This window comes from Nitrosomonas mobilis, from assembly GCF_900103035.1.
Classification (GTDB): Bacteria; Pseudomonadota; Gammaproteobacteria; order Burkholderiales; family Nitrosomonadaceae; genus Nitrosomonas; species Nitrosomonas mobilis.
Genome location: NZ_FMWO01000044.1, coordinates 20,307 through 38,194, shown reverse-complemented (window position 1 = coordinate 38,194; position 17,888 = coordinate 20,307). Strand labels below are relative to the sequence as shown.

Below are 17,888 nucleotides of genomic sequence, written 5' to 3'. Positions count from 1 at the left end.
ATCAATCACCGGGCAGGGAGTATTGATGAACTATCTACTCATCTCCCTGCCCGGCTCTTGTTGCTAGTGACTGGTTTCAGTTTCAGTTTCAGCCGCAGCTTGGGTTGCAGCTTGTTGATCCTGCGCCTGATGCCCGGAAGGGTCGGTGAACTGATCATTCAACAGCTGGATATAATCGTTGGCATCATCTTTCACCTGAGCGAGTACCCGTTGATTACCGGAATTCCAGCCAGCCGGTTTTTGCAGAAACATGGGCCGGTAGCCTGCGGTACTCTTGTGGAAAGCCTGGCTCATCTGTTTGGCGGCATTATGGTCGTGTCCGAATTCATTCGGAATCTTTTTCAAAATGCTGCCGGCGACCTTGCCACGTACCGTGAAGTGAATATAAGCGGCGAAGATGAGCGAAAATCCTGTCATCAATACCGGGGAAGTTTCACCGGTTGTCAGACCATTGAAGCAATCCCGCACGAGATGCCAGCTATCCGTCAGAGTCAGCGCTGTACCAACCAGTACCAGCAACAGGCCAAAGATAATCCCGTCAAACAGAAATACCTTACTTTTCCATTGATCCAGCATGGCTTTCAGTTTGCCGACCGTTTGATTCTCGATGGTATCGGCAGTCTGTTCCAGCATGGCGGCAATGCGATAGGAGCGTTCGATTTCGATCTGTTGCATACGTGCGTAGATGTCACTCAGATCTTCCTCGCGTTTTTTCTCGAAACGCTCGCGTACTTGCAGGTTTTCGATTGGCATGGCAGCTTCTTTATCGTAAATTCGGTAGAAACGGCCTGCCAGCAATCCGGATTGCGCCAGTGAGCGCTGCCAGGCAGAAACCACCTCCTCAGGGTTGTCTTCTCTGGCGGTGACATCGATCTGATTGAGAATGTACAGAAACTTGTTGGCATCCGGACGATTGATGGTCGAAGTAACCAGATATTCCAATGTGTCATGCATGGCACCAGGCTCCGGATGGCGTGCATCAAAAAATACCAGCACCAAATCGGAAAGATCGATGATGTGCTGCGTTAGCCGCAGGGTGGAAGTGCGTTGACTGTCAGCATCAAACCCCGGTGAGTCGATCAGGATTTTGCCGCGAATTTTTTCTGATGGACAGGTCTTGAGTTGTATGTAGGCATCAATCCGCTGCGGGCCGGTCTCGGCAATTTCATCGATGCTACGGCTGATCTGGTAGAACGGGAAACGTGGATCGGCATCCAGCGCCACGCCCGGTAGTGTCTTGATTTCATCGTGACGGCTGTAGCATACGACTGTAAACTTGTCATCGACGGCCTGATTACCGGTTCGTTGCAAATGCAGACCCAGATAAGAATTGATGAAGGTTGATTTGCCGGATGAGAAGGTGCCAAGTACCGCGATCATCGGCCACCATGTCACTGAAGTTGCGTAGGTTTCGTCCCGGTTCAACAGACCAAGATCCTGCGCGACCTGATCCAGTTTCCTGAAGCTGTGAACGGCCTTGGCCAGCACCGGATTGTCCGGATGCTCTTCAGCCAGGTGTTTTTCAAGATTAGCAAGATGCCTGATGACATTGGCTTCACTCATATTCAATATTCCTTGTAGGTTGGTTGACGGAAAGCCTGCAATTCTGCGTCTATTTGAAGATTGCAGTGTTCTTGTTGTCTAGTGACAAGAGATCAGTGTATTTCGGCTAGCAACCCTTCTATGGTCGCCTCTGCCCGATGCAAATAATGCCCTCCAAATAAGTTGAGGTGGTTGAGTATATGATACAGATTATAGAGTTGCTTGCGCACGCGATAGCCACTATCCAGCGGCCAGGCCGACTGATAGGCAGCGTAAAAATCTGCTGAAAATCCACCAAAGAGTTCGGTCATGGCCAGATCCGTCTCGCGGTCACCGTAATAAACGGCAGGATCGAATACCACCGGTTGTCCATCGTTATCAAAAGCGTAATTGCCACTCCATAAGTCGCCATGCAGCAGGGAGGCAATCGGCACATCGTCAAAAAAATCTGCCAGATCCTGCATTAATCGTTCTCCAAGTTGCTGCAAACGGCCAGTGTGGCCATTTTTTCTGGCCAGCCTGAGCTGAAAACTCAGGCGATGCTCCCGCCAAAAGGCAATCCAATCGGAAGAAGGGGTATTTTCCTGCAAGGTAGTACCAATTGTGTTGTCATGTTTCCAGCCAAACCGCTCGGCGGTGTGACGGTGCATGCTGGCAAGTGCAGTACCCAGTGCTGTCTGGTTTCCATGATTTTGTAACGGGATGAATTCCAGCGCAAACCAGGCAAAATCCTGCGTAACGCCTTGGCACAATGGCTGCGGTACCCGTAGCGTGGCAGATCGCAAAATCTCGTCGAGCGCCATGCTTTCGCTAACAAACATTGAGAGACAACAGGCATCGTTGAGTTTGATGAAGAAACGTTGCCCGTTACCTTCCAGGCAGAATGTTTGATTGATACACCCCCCGCCAATGGGCGTGATCCGTTCAGCAACGAATACCGGATCAGCCGTTTCCACCAGCTGCGCGGCAATCTCTGGCCATGGAGATGCAGTTACTGAACGGCCCGGTGTGTGCAGCATAGCAACATCATTCGGTTATCGAGCTTCTCGCCCGCTCGATTGCCTGGCGAACTTGGGCGGGCGCCGTACCACCCGAATGGTTGCGGCTTTGCACTGAACCTTCCAGGGTCAGGATGGCGAAGACGTCAGCTTCAATGACGGCTGAAAACTGTTTCAATTCTGGCAGTGAGAGCGCGCTTAAGTCACACTGTTTATCTTCAGCTGCACGAACTACTTTTGCCACGATTTCATGCGCATCGCGAAACGGCATGCCCTTTCTGACCAGATAATCGGCGAGATCGGTTGCTGTGGCATACCCGCGCAGCGCCGCCTGACGCATCGTGGTCTGGTTGACCTTCACGCCCGTCATCATGTCAGCATAAATACGCAAGGTATCTTTCAGCGTATCGACGGTATCGAACAGCGGCTCCTTGTCCTCCTGATTATCCTTGTTGTACGCCAGTGGCTGCGACTTCATTAACGTTAACAATGCCACCAGATGTCCATTGATCCGGCCGGTTTTGCCACGAACCAGCTCGGGTACATCGGGGTTCTTCTTCTGCGGCATGATTGATGAACCGGTACAGAACCGGTCAGCCAGTTCAATGAACCCAAATGAGGGACTCATCCATAGGATCAGTTCTTCCGACAAACGCGACAGGTGCATCATGATGAGTGCGGCACAGGCGCAAAACTCGATGGCAAAATCCCGATCGGAGACGGCGTCGAGTGAATTTCGGCAAATTCCGTCAAACTCAAGTTCCCGCGCGACCGCTTCCCTGTCAATCGGATAACTGGTACCTGCAAGCGCTGCTGCTCCCAGTGGCAACTGGTTGATACGTTTTCTGCCATCCTGCAGGCGTTGCGCATCGCGTTGCAGCATCTCGAAATAGGCCAGCAGATGGTGGCCAAAGGTAACAGGTTGTGCAACCTGCAGGTGGGTAAAACCCGGCATGATAGTATCAGCGTGCTGCTCGGCCAGCTCCAGCAACGCCTGTTGCAATGCCCGTATCAAGCTGATAATTTCATCGCTGGCTGCGCGCAGATACAGACGAATGTCGGTTGCGACCTGATCGTTGCGAGAGCGAGCGGTGTGCAGCCTCTTGCCAGCATCACCAACCAGCGCGGTGAGTCGATGTTCAATATTCAGATGTACGTCTTCGCGTGCAACCTGCCAGTCAAACTGATGGTTATGGATTTCATCGCGAATCTGCTCCAGACCGCGTTCGATATCGGCAAGATCGCTGCCGCTGATAATACCGGCCGCAGCCAGCATATGCGCATGGGCAAGCGAGCCCTGGATGTCATATTCGGCCAGTTTATAATCGAATCCGACCGAAGCGGTATATCTTTCCACCAATTCCGAAACCGGCTCATTGAATCGGCCTGACCACTTTTTTTTGTCTTGTTCCACTTTGCAATTGCCTTTTTAATGAATCGCCCTATTTTACCGGGAAACGCATTCACCTTCCGAGTATAATTTGCTGAATATGCAACACTTGTTACGAGAAATGTCTCGAATATTTATCACCATGCTTTCCCTTTGAAAGGGAATGATGGATAATTGGCCGTTTTCACTTGTGGCACTCATTCATTTATTTAAGGAGCTAAATTTATGTCAGATCAATACACGCAAAATGGGGGCGATCAGTCCAAGGACAAGATTGAATGGAGCAAGCCCGCTTCACTATGGAACATTTTGACCAAGAAGTGTGCTCCTCTCGCTGAGCTTCAGCAAAAACAATTACCTTCCTGGTCACTTCTGGTATTTCTGGCAGTGCTGCTACTCATGTTCATCTGGAAACAGATCGCGGTCAATCAGGCGGACTCTCGTCTTGAAAAAGGACAAAGCCAACTTGCTCAGCAGCTTGAGATAGAACGTAACGACCTGATGAAGCAAGCTCGTGAGTATGCTGATAGTCAATATAAAAATGAAGAAGAGCGCTTTGGGCAAGTGCTTGCCTGGGCAGTGCGCGGTGAATTATTACGTAACAATCTGGATCAAATTGATCAATATCTGACTGAGCTCGTCAAAACCAAGGATACGGAACGGGTCGTACTGATCAGTGAAGCAGGCAAACTTTTGGTTTCTACCGACAAGAGGCTGGAAGATAAGGCTGCAGCTAAAATTTACCCTAAAGAGGTACTCAATCAGCGTAAAGTGGCCATGCTGTCAGACAGCAAAGGCAGAAAAATGCTGGTCATACCGGTGATGGGACTGAATTCCCGTCTGGCAACCGTGGTAATAACCTATAACCCTCCATCATTACTGAAAGACTGATCATTTTCTGGCCAGCCTGAATATCTGAAAGCCTCCGATTCAACCGGAGGCTTTTTTTTTGCCTTTCCTTATCTTGCCCTTGTACGGGTAATGTTCGCACCAAGTTGTTTCAGCTTGCTTTCGATCTGTTCATAACCGCGATCCAGATGATAAATCCGGCTGATTTCGGTTTCTCCTGACGCAACCAGGCCGGCGATCACCAGACAGGCAGATGCGCGCAGATCGGTTGCCATTACTTTAGCACCACCCAGCTCGGCGACCCCGGAAACAATGGCAGTATTTCCTTCGACATGAATATTGGCATTAAGTCTTTGCAATTCCTGGACATGCATGAAACGATTCTCGAAAATGGTTTCCGTAATCACTGCCGTTCCCTCGGCAATCGCATTCATCGCCATGAATTGCGCCTGCATATCGGTAGGGAAAGCGGGATACGGCGCCGTGCGCAGATTGACGGCACGTGGCCGGCGATTCATGCTGAGATGAATCCAGTTCTCGCCAGTATCAATACTGGCGCCTGCTTCGATAAGCTTATCCAGAACGGCATCCAGCAGATTGGCGCGGGTATGCATAAGGTGAATTTCGCCGCCACATGCTGCCACCGCAGTCAGAAATGTTCCAGTTTCGATTCGATCAGGCATAACCGTATGCGACCCACCGTGTAGCCTTTCCACGCCTTCAATGGTGATGACATCACTGCCCGCACCCTGTATTTTCGCGCCCATACTGATCAGGCAATTGGCAAGATCGATTATTTCCGGTTCGCGTGCGGCATTTTCAAGGATCGTTGTGCCATGCGCTAAGGTAGCCGCCATCATCAAGTTCTCGGTACCTGTAACGGTAACGAGGTCCATAATGATACGCGCGCCTGTCAAGTGATCAGCGCGCGCTTGAATATACCCCTGCTCAATACTGATTTCAGCGCCCATCGACTGCAATCCCTTGATGTGCTGGTCTACCGGGCGCAAGCCAATTGCGCAGCCACCCGGCAAAGAAATGTGCGCCTGCCCGGTGCGCGCCAGCAGGGGGCCCAGCACCAGAATAGCGGCGCGCATGGTTTTGACCATCTCGTAAGGTGCAGTTGGATTGGTAATCGTGGTGGCCGAAAACGCTATCTCGCCACTATCATTTGCTAGAATACCCACACCGATCTGCTCAAGCAGCGCCATCATGGTTGCCACATCCTGCAGATTGGGAATATTTTGTATTACCACGGTTTCGCTGGTCAGCAGCGATGCACACATTACCGGTAAGGCTGCATTTTTAGCGCCAGAAATACGGATTTCGCCACAAAGTTCCTGTCCTCCCTGGATAATGAGTTTTTGCATGAATTTTGAGTTGAAATTTATATTGGTAGAAAAGACCAGCCGCTCCAAGTAATTGACATTCTATCGTAATATTTGGGAGATAAGCATGCACAAAACAATTGTAACCACCAACGAAGCACCACAGGCTATCGGAACTTATTCGCAGGCAGTAAAGGTGAAAGGTGGCGAGACAGTCTATCTCTCTGGCCAGATCGGGCTTGATCCGACGCAGATGAAAATGGTCTCCGGGATCGATGCGCAAATCGAGCAGGTCATCGCCAATCTCAAGGCCGTTACCGTGGCAAGCGGTGGTGATTTGAGCGATATCGTCAAGCTCAATGTTTATCTGGTCGATTTGACAGATTTTGTGAAAGTCAATGAAGCTATGAGCAAATATTTCAGTCAGCCCTATCCCGCACGTGCGGCAATCGGCGTATCAGCACTGCCACGCGATGCACTGGTGGAAATGGATGCAGTCATGGTATTAAATAACGACTGAGCAAACGGCTCTCACCGTTACCCCTTTCATTACCTTGATATCCCCGCCCTTTCTGTTCGGCACACTCAATGAAGCATTAAAACAAAAGCTGAACAAGCTTGGGTTGATGAGTGATCTCGACCTGGTACTGCATCTGCCGTTGCGCTACGAGGATGAAACGCGATTGCTGCCAATTGCCCTGCTGGCAGCAGAACAAATCGCTCAGATCGAAGGCGTGGTGACGGCGCATGAAATTCAGACCCGCCCCAGACGGCAACTTGTCTGTCAGTTGCAGGATGCGAGCGGTACTATCGCTATCCGTTTTTTCAGTTTTTATCCAGGACAGGTTGCAAGCTGGGCGATTGGCAAGCGCTTACGGGTACTGGGCGAGGTACGTGCCGGATATAGCGGGCTGGAAATTATTCATCCGAAGTACCGGATAGCGGAGAAGAAGCTGCCACTTCCGGTTACCCTGACACCTATATATCCGATAATGGCCGGGCTTGCGCAGCAAACACTCTCCAAGCTTATTTCGCAGGCACTGGCTTACACCGGGCGAAATAAGTTGTTGGTAGAAATTCTGCCATCAGCCATTCTGAAAACACATCGATTACCAAAACTGGCGGAAAGCATCACGTTCCTGCACCATCCTCCTGCAGCTACGCCGCTGGATGCATTACAGTCCCGCACCCATCCAGCCTGGCGGCGTATTAAATTTGACGAACTGCTCGCTCAGCAGTTGTCAATGCGCCAGCATTATCACCAACGGCGCAGTCACCATGCCCCAGCCCTGCCGCAGCATCCTGCCTTACAGCAGAAACTGCTCGACTTGCTTGCGTTTACTTTGACTGCGGCGCAACAAAAGGTCGTAGATGAAATCAGTCGCGACATTGCCCAGTCATTTCCGATGCAACGTTTGTTGCAGGGAGATGTGGGAAGCGGCAAAACGGTGGTAGCGGGCATCGCTGCGTTGCAATCAATCGCCAATAACTATCAAGTGGCGGTGATGGCGCCTACGGAAATTCTGGCTGAGCAGCACTTGCAGAAATTTACCAGCTGGTTCGAGCCATTGGGAATAGAAATTGCGTGGTTATCCGGTAGCCTGAAAAAACAGCAGCGTGAGGCAGCCCTGCAAAAAATTGAAGCAGGAATTGCTGGGCTCGTGGTCGGAACCCATGCAATATTTCAGTCACCCGTCCAATTCAAACGCCTGGGGCTGGTAATCATCGACGAGCAGCACCGTTTTGGCGTGAACCAGCGTTTGGCGTTGCGCCTCAAAGGTAGTGGCGATACCGCAGGTGTGCCCCATCAGCTCATGATGAGCGCCACCCCGATCCCACGTACCTTATCGATGAGCTATTTTGCCGATCTGGATGTATCGGTGATCAATCAGTTACCACCGGGCCGGTCGCCAGTGGCAACTAAATTGATTGATAGCCGCCGACGAGATGAGGTGCTCACGCGCATTCGTGAAGCCTGTCGCGCAGGACGTCAGGCTTACTGGGTCTGTCCGCTGATAGAAGAATCGGAAGTATTGCAGCTCAAAACCGCAATGGAAACTCTGGTGATACTGCGTGAAACCTTTCCGGAGCTGCAAGTAGCACTGATACACGGCAGGCTGGATAGTGCAGAAAAATCGGCCATCATGACAGCCTTCAGTCAGGGCATCATACAACTACTGGTTGCAACGACAGTCATCGAAGTTGGGGTGGATGTGCCCAATGCATCCCTGATGGTGATCGAGCACGCAGAACGCATGGGACTGTCACAGTTGCACCAGTTACGTGGTCGGATTGGCCGTGGTGCAGACGCAGGGGTTTGCATCCTGCTATTTCAGCGTCCGTTTTCTGAACTTGCACGCAAACGTTTACAAGTCATTTTCAAGCATACCGATGGGTTTGAGATTGCGCGCCAGGATTTATTGCTGCGCGGCCCTGGTGAATTTCTTGGCACTCGGCAGAGCGGGGTGCCGCTGCTGCGATTTGCTGATCTGGATGCTGATGGCGAGTTGCTCGATATCGCCCGGGAAACCGCAGAAACCCTGCTACGGGATTATCCGCAGATAGCACAGGCGCATCTGGATCGCTGGCTGGGTGAGAAAAAGGATTATTTGCGGGTGTGAGCGGCAGCCGCTTCGGTCAGGCTGCGATGACGTACCAGCACATGCGTGAGATCATGAAAGTAGGCCGCCAGAGTTTCAGCAAAATAGACGGATCGATGCTGACCACCAGTACAGCCAATCGCCACCGTCAGATAAGCACGATTGTCACGCATGTATACCGGCAGCCAGGTATCAAGAAAACTACGAATATCGATTATCATTTTAGGTACGTTGGGTTGTGCCTCCAGAAAACGGATCACCTCGGGAGACTGACCGGTCAAATCCCGCAGGTGGGGATCGTAATGCGGATTGGGAATACAGCGCACATCAAACACTAGATCAGCATCGAGCGGAATACCATGCTTAAAGCCAAATGATTGAAACAGCAGCGTCAGTCGTGAAGTCGGATGGTTATCGGTGATGAATTCCCTGATAAAAGTACGTAACGTATTGGGTTGCAATGCACTGGTATCGATATGATGGCCCAAGGTTGCCAGGGATGACAATGCCTCACGTTCACGCCGAATCGCTTCATCAAGCGTGATGTTTTCGTCCGTCAGCGGGTGTCTGCGCCGTGTTTCGGAAAAACGCTGAATGAGAATATCCGTTCGCGCATTAAAAAAAATGAGTTTTATTTTAATGGGCTGGCGCTCAAGTAAGTCGAGTTGGCGTGGCAGGGCAGCAATGCTGTCACCACTGCGCATATCGACTGCTACGGCGACATGTGCATAACCCTGCTGTCGCAATAAAGACACCAGATCAACCAGCATGGGCGCCGGTAAATTATCGACACAGTAATACCCTGAATCTTCCAGTACGTTGAGTGCAACGCTTTTGCCCGAACCAGACAAACCGCTAATGATGACGATTTTCATCTATTGTTTAACATAAGGCTAAAATGACTGATTCGCAGATAATAAAAATGCAAATCAAATAATTCATTTTAATTAATGCGTTAATTGTTGTTGTAACTCGTAATTTTACCCACGTTCAGTATATGCCATTCCTACCACAGCAAGGAGTCTTTAGTGTTTTGACAATCGATTTCCTATTACGCGCAAAATTCCAGTGCTTCACTGGTACAACATGTCTACACAGCATCTTGCTGTTTCGTATTCCTGGCACACCGACAACCAGCTTGATAATAGCGCTCACCCAGCCCATAGACTGCTCGATCGTTATCCACATTGGCGACATTAGCACTTCTCCCCGCGGCATTCGATACTATAAGGAATGCTTTGCGCGTCGTTCGCATTCAGGAGCACACAGCGTAATTGGGCGGATAACGTTCGTTACTACAGTAAATCAGCTTGATTGATTACATAGTTCGCTCGAATGCCGACCGCGCCAATGATTTAATAGAGGAAGCGCTCCCTTTTTGTCTTGTGCCAAACTACACAAGGAAGGCAGGTAAGGACAGGCCTGTTTAGAATTGGGATACGGTTCATGGTCATGACAGTTCCTCTTTGAGTGGTTATTTGAGTCAGTATCGCCTTATCATAGAAAAAACGGGCTTGGCTGAACAATCTTTCTAACCAGGAATCACGTTGTGGCCGACTTCTGCGAAACAGGCAGCCGTTACTAGGCCCGCCGCATAGCTGATGTCGAAAATCGTTAATTCATGTGTAACCCTGTTGAAAAAACGAAAGTGGATAGCGAATACCAAACCAAAAGCCCAAAGAATACCAAAGATTCGTTACTCAAAAGCAATTAAGCGTAATAAGTCGCGTCGCCAAATCGTTCACACATTAGTGCCCTTTTGCAACCACCTCCAACACATCCAGCATCTTGCCAGCAAGCACACTGCGATCGTAATTTCGAGCCCCTACCATCGCATTGGCACGGTATTTGTCATATAAGGCTTTGTTCTCAGACAGCGCCATGAGCCCGTGGCAAAGTTGATTGGCATTCTCAGGTTCAAAAACAATACCAACGCCTTCTTTTTGCACAATCCCTGCTGACTCCCCAGCCACGCCGTGCAACACGGGAATACCCATACCCATACACTCAAACAACTTGGATGGAATCACGGTGGTGAATAGGTCGGTCTTGCTCAGATGAATAATTGATACATCAAGGAGGGACCAATACTTGACTACCTCGTCCTTGGATACGGAGTCAACAAAAATTACATTATCCAAGCTCATGCTCTCCGCCTTCGTTTTCAGATCGGCCTTACGTGCGCCATCCCCCAAGAAGATGATGCAGTGGCGTTTTCCATCCGGCATTGTCTTGATTTTCGCCGCAGCATCAAGCAAGGTCTCAAGCGAATGAGCCATACCATGTGTGCCGATGTAGCCGGACACAAATTTTCCCTCAATGCCTAGTTTGCGCACCAGTGCCACATCTTTTTCGCGCGGCTTGAAACGACTGATATCAACCCCATTGGTGACAACGTGAATTTTCTTGATGTCGGCGCCGCGAGCGATGATATTATCGCGGAATGCGTTTGTTACAGATACAATGGCGCTTGCTTTGCGGTAAAGAAAAAGCTCAAGTTTTTCAAGCCAGTCAAGCAGTCGTGAATCCTTCATGGCTCCAACTGCGCGAATCGACTCTGGCCACAGGTCACGCAACTCGAAGACAAACGGTACACGTTTCATTCGACTAACAACATAGGCCGCGCAGACAGTAAAGAACTGCGGCGACGTGCCAACAACAAGGTCAACTCCACGCACAAATGGGCTTGCAAGCGTTGCCGTCACCATAAAGCTCTGATAATCTAGAATACGCTTTACGAATCCCTCATTTGCAGTGATGTATGACCAAACCCGAATCACGCGAATCCCATCAACTTCTTCCGTTTGATAGAAGCTGTTCTTGTAGCCCTCAAATAACCTGCCTTTCGGAAAATTCGGGGCGCAGGTAATGACGGTAATCTTGTGACCGGCTTTGACCCATTCGCGACAGTGCTCAAACGTGCGGCTTGCCGGAGCATTGACTTCTGGCGGAAAGTTGTCGGTTAGAAATAAAATATGCATTGATCATATCCTATCTAATAGTCTGTCATGTTGAAAAACGAGGATACAAGTGTGCCGGTTTGCGAGAAATATCCTAGGAGGTAGAGCGCCAATTGACGGGAGCATCTTTGGCATTGCAGGCATTGACATTCGCCTCTGTCTACCTCACGGCTTAGATGATCTTTATCCGGAATGTGTTGTGTCACGCATATGTTGGACAGCACAGCCGGCTCGATTTCGGCAATGTGCTTCATGTGCTGGGCAAACTCAATATTGGTGCGCCGATCGGTGATATCGACCTGGTGAAAGCCACGTTTAGGCTCACAAATTATCATCAAGGAGTTATAACTAAATCTTGTTTTTGAGCGGTTGAAAAATAGCGGTATATCTGGATTATTAGTTGTCAGCAAACAATTAAAATCAATCCTGAGGAGATATGCTGTTATGAAGAAGCATACCGTTGTTGGACTGACACGTCCAGATCGGTTTAGTGATTCGTTGATAGAGTTGTTAAGGACGGGAGCCAAACAACTGCTGGAGCAAGCTGTTGAAGCTGGATTGGCAGGATTTATAGAGCAATTTTCCGACAAGAAGCTGAGTGACGGAAAATTGCTGTGGTATGGTAGAGGTAATGCTGGCTAGTGCGGATAAGCCGGGACTCTAACTTAAAACCTGCACTCCTAACAGCAACCTTTATAAGTTGGGGCTTGCTCTGACAATCATAACGATACCTCAAAACTTCGAACAAACTATCTCACTGTACAGCTTAAAAACTCGACCACCAACAAGGTCCCATGAATAATCTTTGGAGGCATTTAAAGCGCTTTCCGAAACACGGGTGTAATTCTTATATATCAACTCAATCTTTCGTGCCAAGTCTTTAGGTGAGGACGGGTCAACTGAGTAGCCCACACACCCTTCCTCATAAATCCCATCGAAACCCTGGCCTTTAGTATAAATCACTGGTAACCCTTGACTCATCGCCTCAAGATACACCACTCCTAAAGTCTCTCTGAATGAAGGCATAGCGAGAAGGTCGCAGGATCTGAGTATAGTCCTAAGAAAATAATTATCGGTTATTATGCCGTGAAACTTTATATTTATTCCTTTCGCATAGTTCTCGCAATAAGGTCTATCATCACCATCACCGACAACATGTAACTCAATCGGGCGCTTCTTCGCTCCCAACAACCGAGCGGCATCAATTAACAGTCTAAGGTTCTTATTTCGATCTATCCTGCCGACAAAGGCCACCCGCCGGATGGGTTCACTTCGATGTGAAGTGAACTCGATATGCCAATCTGCCGATATCGCACTAGGTATAACGTGAACCCTCTTCAGAATTTCCTTAAGAAACACTTCTGAAAAATAACGCGGGAACTGTTGATCTCTGTACACCGGTGACAGAACCATAATCGCCGACGCATTTCTCAGCACAAATCTTCCAACCCATCTAAAAAAAAAGCTTTTCCTAAAAAAAAAATCCGTGTCCGTATTTCTCACAGTAACTAGATAAGGAACGTCGTAAATTTTTCGAACAAAGAATGCAAGCAGACCATTCGAAACAGCAGTGTGAGCATGAATAAAATCGGGCCGATTTCCTTTCAAAAAAACAAGCAGGGCACGCCATATTATCAGCATTTTAAAAGGCCAGACATATCGGTACCAACTCCTGAAACATGGGACATAAAAAACTCTCGCGCCATTCACGTCTTCAACCACCTGTTTTGTAGAGGCCACCTTTTTTTCGACAGGTACGAACACAATCTGCTGAACACCTAGCTTTGACAGCGCGAGAATATACTCTCGATGAATTAAGTTTGTCTTATAGTATGAATTAAGATGAATAACATGCATAACTTTATTTCTCACAAGACTAACTAGTCAGAAAAACTGCAACTCTCCAAGAGAGAGATTGATGCTACACGATAAGCTTAACCACAAGAATACAAAACATCAGTTGTTGATGCCATCGAAGAGCTATCTATCTACAAAGTCCTTTCTAGGCAGTAAAACAACGATTAATATTAGCAAAACAAAACCATGAGTAGCCAAAACAGTTAGTAAAGTACTATCCACTAGCGCCCAACTCGGCATCAGCACAAGTAAAGCCGCTGTTTTTGATATCTTCTTCTGAAGAGCAACCATGTCCAGGAATCTATACAAAACGGCGGCGACAGCTGAAAATAAAATAACGCCTACCACACCGAAATCAGCATAAGCCGAAGCCATAAAATTTACGTTCGCCGACATCTCTGCCCGGCCAAAGTATTCGTTTCCTATTATGAACGGAGGAGTCAAACCCGGAGAATAGTCAAAAAGCCCACCTAGGACAGAATAACCAAGCATCGCAAATTCATTTACTCCGTAGTATTCAAAATAATACCCCGACAAAACACCAGGAATTATGAGCATCCGACGAACTAACACATCATTGATCAAAGAGGATCCAAAGTAGTCCAAAGCAAGACCTAAAGTCGTAAGGCCAAAGAAAAATAATGATAAGCGTAGAAACGTCGCGCCACCATTTGATCGCATAAAGAACCAAGCACCAAATATCAGAAACAGTGATAAGAAAATACTTTTGTGGCCGGATATAGAAAAAAGCAGAATGGTGAACAATACCCCGCTTACAACGAGATACCATTTTCGTATTTGCAAGCCAATTATTACAACAAAAGGCGCTACAATTTTAATAAGCCAAGTAAAGAAATACTGTATCAACCCAGGGATACCTGAACTCGTAGCGCGATACTCTTCTCGAATATCATAAAGAGCATCCAATTGTTGCAACTGAATGAGATGATTGATATTTAGTCTATAAAATGAAAATACAAAAACAGAAAGAAAAACTATTAAGAAGCCGAAAATAGCCCAGAATTGCCTTGCTGAGAACCCTTTAACATAAACCATTTTAAGTTTAAGTCGCGGAACAAAGAAAATCACTAAGACGCCGAGCGTGAGCGAAATAAACAATTTTATATAAGTGTCGCCGTGAACAGCTAACGAAAAATATGAAACACTGATCGCTGGCATATAAACAATAAAAAAAACAAAGAAACTTAGCACTGAAGACGGTCTATCCAACTTATCCGGTGCAAGCGTTATTAGCAACGAAGCAAAAGACACAATCACTAAGAACTCATACAGATTCGCTTTCGAATTAACTTGTAACCCCATATAGACATAGAAGGGCTGAACAACGTTTACATATGAGTACGCGAGCCCAATTGCATACACAACAGAGCATATAAAAGCTAGAAATCTCGCACTTGGAAGAGTCATTCTTGTGGGATCCTAATTTTAGGAGTGACCTAAAATAGTCAAACCCCTGGCAATCATATAAGACAAAATCAAGCTAACTCCATACAGCACGAAGGACCCAATTGAATACCATAGAATTGCTGAATACAGGGATGGACTCAAATAGAAAACAAGAATCGTAAACAAGAATAGTGTAATTTGCCAAGATAGGTCCCAAAGTTGTCTATTTGCCAAGAAAAACATATAGCTCAGGGGGCTTGCAACAAATCTAATTAAGAACGCTGGAGCAAGAATCTCGGCAATCTCACCAGCATCACCCCACGCCGACCCAAATACGAATTCAAATAACTCCTTACCAAATAAAAAAATAATCAAAAACGGAAATAGCGCAATAAAGAAAAGCGAACGAGCGGTATAGAGATAACTATCTTCGCAATTACCTAGCTCTCGATAAGATCGAGACGACTCTTCTCGGAATACCGACAATATGGCGCCTCCAATTAAACCTAAAGGGGCTGAAAGCGTCTTATGCATCAGCCCATACTGGCCACTAGCCACTGTACCAATCTTTAGACTCAATAGAAAAAGTGGAGCGTAGTGCGAAAGCATGTTAATCAGGGCTGCCGGCATCGAAACAAGTACAAACGCACGCTGCTCTCGAAGGACAACTAACGTTTCTTTTAGATCATTAAAATAACTGAAATCCGAAAATTTAAGACCTACTTCTCGCATTAAAAAGAGCGATACCAAAGAGCTTGAAAGAGCGTAAGCCAAGGACAGACCAATTGCCGATTCAAAAAGATAAACCATTAACAACTGAGAAGATGACAACGCACCCCCCAAATACAGCTTGTATAGCGCCTGTTTTTTAAAATTAGCGCTCCACACAAGAGCTGAATTCACAAGTAAATTGATTGCGTTAGCAAAAGTAGCGACAATTGCCAGACCCACATAAACATAGCGCATGGAGGACAATAACTGGGTCTGAAAGTATTTATCCGCTGAAAAAATCAATAGCAGAGTTAATACAGCAGTGATAGCAAAAACTAAATTCACTGTGACGGTGGCCTTCACTATTCTCACCACATCCGAACCCGATTTAGCCTGCAAGACCGCCATGTCAAGACGCAGTGTCAATGCCACGGCACCAACGACGACAGCGCCCAGCCAGGTAAAATAGAACCCAAGATCTTCTGGTGTAAGTAGTCTGGTGAAGACCGGAAGAACCAAGAGAGGCATGACTTGATAGGCAAGCGTACCTAAAAGAACAATTGATGCATTCTTCCAAAATTGTAAAATTTTTACTTTCACAAACGATTCACTATGGTGAAGCAGTAAGCGGCACAATAAACACGGCTTAATTCCAGAGGGTTTAAGTTCAACTGAGGGTTTAACCGATTTTCTGATTACAACCTCAAATCTGCCATGTCCCTTGATAGCACAACATTAGGTCATAAACCACATGAAACTTCTTGTCTAACACGCAGATCGCCTTAAACCGGCGTATCAATCGGTGTGATGTCATACTCATGCTGTGCCTTAGCTGTATCCGCCCACGGGTCATGATGTCACACCCATCAAGAGTCTCTGGCGTAGCCCGGTACTACACGGCGTTGGCGGGGAATCTGCAGATATCGTAAGCAATGAAGAAGTGGACATCGTATTCGAATCAGAAAACGCAACACAGTTGGTGGAAGGCTTGATACGCATGCACCTCAACCAGGAAGCTTATAAGACATTTCAAAGAAATTGCCTGGAAGCATCCAAAAAATACGGTCGGTCTGTACAAACACAGAAGATGATGGATGTGTTAAAAATGATGTGGCAATATAACCGTTACACTGTGAGTGAATGCTCTTTTTAAAAAAGAATTCAAAATCAAACAATATCCGTGAGCAAATTAGCTTTGTTATAAGTGGTTAATTGAAGGAGTGCTTTCTTCAACCTCGATCAGAAAGTATAACTAAATATCGATTGACACATTACAAACTCGTTGTATTGTGGCATAGCCACAATACAACGAGTTTGTGAGTGTTTATTAAACACCTATAAATATTTACTTTTTCTGGGTGCTTTTGCGTCTACGTACTGCGCCCATGCCCAAAACACCCAGTCCAATCAGAGCGAGCGAGGCTGGCTCAGGGACTACTTGATCAGAAACTTGCTCGGTTATGACGAAGCTGCCGTTGCTGGTGATGACGTCTTGATTAACGCTAATGTTGTTGCCAGCATAAACGATGGCGCTGACACTACCGTCAGTCGGTCCACCTCCAAATCCATCCAGACTCGACAGAGCAGCTTCGAGATTCGGTCCTGAAGTGGTTGATTCGGTGATATCCAGAGTCAAAATATCAGTCAAGCCATTAAACGAAAAGGCGGTGGTGACACTACCCGCTCCCGGACCCGTGATTCCGAGTAACGGAAAATCGGAAAATGTGCCATTGTAAACATCCGTTATGCTGCCGCTGAAGCTTGCTGATGATGAATCGAGCGTGCTTGGGATCGCTCCGGTAAGCGAGTTGAGTGTGGAGGTGATGGTACCGGAAAAGGCGGTTCTATTGGCATAATTACGTTCAAATTCCAGCCCTGCCACAAGCGGGTTATCCAGTCCAATTGCGCCATTGACCACGAGGCTGTTAGCGGTGGCCGAATTACCGGCACTCATACCGGTAAGCGAGCCAATCGTGTTGATACTGCTGTTACCAAATGGAGTGCTTAACTCAAGCGTCACCGAGAAGAATCCATCGGGTGTGCTGTCCAAGCCTGAAATGGTCATGCCGGCTCCATTTAGATCCAGGTTGAAGGTATTTAATATAAAGGCATTGGCGTGGGTGATGCTGCCCATGCCGATCACCATACCGCTTATGACAAAAAGTTTATTTAATCTTGATTGAATATTCATATGTTCTCCAGATAGGATTGCTTGAAAAACAGCTTTGAGAGATTGGTAAAATTGA

At 47.5% G+C, this 17,888-nt stretch carries 14 protein-coding genes; 4 read left to right on the top strand and 10 right to left on the bottom strand.

Translation table 11 applies throughout. From position 1 onward, the window contains the following. Positions 1 to 63 precede the first annotated feature (63 nt). From NSMM_RS05430 to argH, 3 genes are all read right to left on the bottom strand, one after another. Positions 64 to 1,563, bottom strand: a complete 1,500-nt coding sequence (locus NSMM_RS05430) for a dynamin family protein (protein WP_090285387.1) — start codon at positions 1,561 to 1,563, stop codon at positions 64 to 66. Positions 1,564 to 1,655: 92 nt separating this feature from the next. Then, entirely contained in the window at positions 1,656 to 2,561 is a 906-nt protein-coding gene (locus tag NSMM_RS05425) for a fructosamine kinase family protein (RefSeq protein WP_090285385.1), read from the bottom strand. Between the two features lie 7 nt (positions 2,562 to 2,568). Further along, entirely contained in the window at positions 2,569 to 3,954 is a 1,386-nt protein-coding gene (gene argH, locus NSMM_RS05420) for an argininosuccinate lyase (protein WP_090285383.1), read from the bottom strand. 201 nt (positions 3,955 to 4,155) lie between these two features. On the opposite strand from argH, the gene NSMM_RS05415 reads away from it, so the two are divergent. Continuing rightward, a complete protein-coding gene (locus NSMM_RS05415; RefSeq protein ID WP_090285380.1) occupies positions 4,156 to 4,821 on the top strand; it encodes a hypothetical protein in 666 nt (221 codons plus the stop codon). 68 nt (positions 4,822 to 4,889) lie between these two features. On the opposite strand, the gene murA is transcribed toward NSMM_RS05415, so the two are convergent. After that, positions 4,890 to 6,149 carry a UDP-N-acetylglucosamine 1-carboxyvinyltransferase gene (murA, locus tag NSMM_RS05410; protein WP_090285378.1) on the bottom strand — a complete coding sequence of 420 codons (1,260 nt, stop codon included), beginning with the start codon at positions 6,147 to 6,149 and terminating at the stop codon, positions 4,890 to 4,892. 85 nt (positions 6,150 to 6,234) lie between these two features. Here murA and NSMM_RS05405 point away from each other — a divergent pair, with 85 nt between their 5' ends. Together NSMM_RS05405 and recG are read left to right on the top strand one after the other, a co-directional pair. After that, complete coding sequence (locus tag NSMM_RS05405) at positions 6,235 to 6,627, top strand: Rid family detoxifying hydrolase (RefSeq protein WP_090285376.1); 393 nt, start codon at positions 6,235 to 6,237, stop codon at positions 6,625 to 6,627. Positions 6,628 to 6,661: 34 nt separating this feature from the next. Next, the gene (recG, locus tag NSMM_RS05400) at positions 6,662 to 8,728 is read left to right on the top strand and encodes an ATP-dependent DNA helicase RecG (protein WP_281200890.1); all 2,067 of its coding nucleotides are present in this window, start codon (positions 6,662 to 6,664) and stop codon (positions 8,726 to 8,728) included. Here recG and rapZ read toward each other — a convergent pair. After that, the gene (gene rapZ, locus NSMM_RS05395; RefSeq protein ID WP_090285374.1) at positions 8,713 to 9,582 is read right to left on the bottom strand and encodes an RNase adapter RapZ; all 870 of its coding nucleotides are present in this window, start codon (positions 9,580 to 9,582) and stop codon (positions 8,713 to 8,715) included. The genes recG and rapZ overlap by 16 nt on opposite strands. An 873-nt stretch (positions 9,583 to 10,455) precedes the next feature. Further along, positions 10,456 to 11,688 (bottom strand): glycosyltransferase family 4 protein, encoded by a 1,233-nt coding sequence (locus NSMM_RS05390; RefSeq protein WP_090285373.1) that lies wholly within the window; start codon positions 11,686 to 11,688, stop codon positions 10,456 to 10,458. 423 nt (positions 11,689 to 12,111) lie between these two features. On the opposite strand from NSMM_RS05390, the gene NSMM_RS05380 reads away from it, so the two are divergent. Next, positions 12,112 to 12,309, top strand: a complete 198-nt coding sequence (locus NSMM_RS05380) for a hypothetical protein (RefSeq protein ID WP_090285369.1) — start codon at positions 12,112 to 12,114, stop codon at positions 12,307 to 12,309. Positions 12,310 to 12,399: 90 nt separating this feature from the next. Here NSMM_RS05380 and NSMM_RS05375 read toward each other — a convergent pair whose 3' ends face one another. The 4 genes from NSMM_RS05375 to NSMM_RS05355 all read right to left on the bottom strand — a co-directional run bounded on the left by NSMM_RS05375 (position 12,400) and on the right by NSMM_RS05355 (position 17,833). Beyond that, positions 12,400 to 13,524, bottom strand: a complete 1,125-nt coding sequence (locus NSMM_RS05375) for a glycosyltransferase (protein WP_143001868.1) — start codon at positions 13,522 to 13,524, stop codon at positions 12,400 to 12,402. Between the two features lie 123 nt (positions 13,525 to 13,647). Continuing rightward, the gene (locus NSMM_RS05370) at positions 13,648 to 14,736 is read right to left on the bottom strand and encodes an O-antigen polymerase (protein WP_218121021.1); all 1,089 of its coding nucleotides are present in this window, start codon (positions 14,734 to 14,736) and stop codon (positions 13,648 to 13,650) included. A 234-nt stretch (positions 14,737 to 14,970) separates the two neighbouring features. Beyond that, positions 14,971 to 16,242: a lipopolysaccharide biosynthesis protein gene (locus tag NSMM_RS05365; RefSeq protein WP_090285363.1), complete on the bottom strand. Its 1,272-nt coding sequence runs from the start codon at positions 16,240 to 16,242 to the stop codon at positions 14,971 to 14,973. A 745-nt stretch (positions 16,243 to 16,987) separates the two neighbouring features. After that, a complete protein-coding gene (locus tag NSMM_RS05355; protein WP_090285359.1) occupies positions 16,988 to 17,833 on the bottom strand; it encodes a PEP-CTERM sorting domain-containing protein in 846 nt (281 codons plus the stop codon). Between the last annotated feature and the right edge of the window lie 55 nt (positions 17,834 to 17,888).

Coding starts and splice junctions, on each gene's coding strand:
- NSMM_RS05430 (WP_090285387.1), bottom strand. CDS start 1,563: ATGAGTGAAGCCAATGTCATCAGGCATCTTGCTAATCTTGAAAAACAC.
- NSMM_RS05425 (WP_090285385.1), bottom strand. CDS start 2,561: ATGCTGCACACACCGGGCCGTTCAGTAACTGCATCTCCATGGCCAGAG.
- NSMM_RS05415 (WP_090285380.1), top strand. CDS start 4,156: ATGTCAGATCAATACACGCAAAATGGGGGCGATCAGTCCAAGGACAAG.
- murA (WP_090285378.1), bottom strand. CDS start 6,149: ATGCAAAAACTCATTATCCAGGGAGGACAGGAACTTTGTGGCGAAATC.
- NSMM_RS05405 (WP_090285376.1), top strand. CDS start 6,235: ATGCACAAAACAATTGTAACCACCAACGAAGCACCACAGGCTATCGGA.
- rapZ (WP_090285374.1), bottom strand. CDS start 9,582: ATGAAAATCGTCATCATTAGCGGTTTGTCTGGTTCGGGCAAAAGCGTT.
- NSMM_RS05390 (WP_090285373.1), bottom strand. CDS start 11,688: ATGCATATTTTATTTCTAACCGACAACTTTCCGCCAGAAGTCAATGCT.
- NSMM_RS05380 (WP_090285369.1), top strand. CDS start 12,112: ATGAAGAAGCATACCGTTGTTGGACTGACACGTCCAGATCGGTTTAGT.
- NSMM_RS05375 (WP_143001868.1), bottom strand. CDS start 13,524: ATGCATGTTATTCATCTTAATTCATACTATAAGACAAACTTAATTCAT.
- NSMM_RS05355 (WP_090285359.1), bottom strand. CDS start 17,833: ATGAATATTCAATCAAGATTAAATAAACTTTTTGTCATAAGCGGTATG.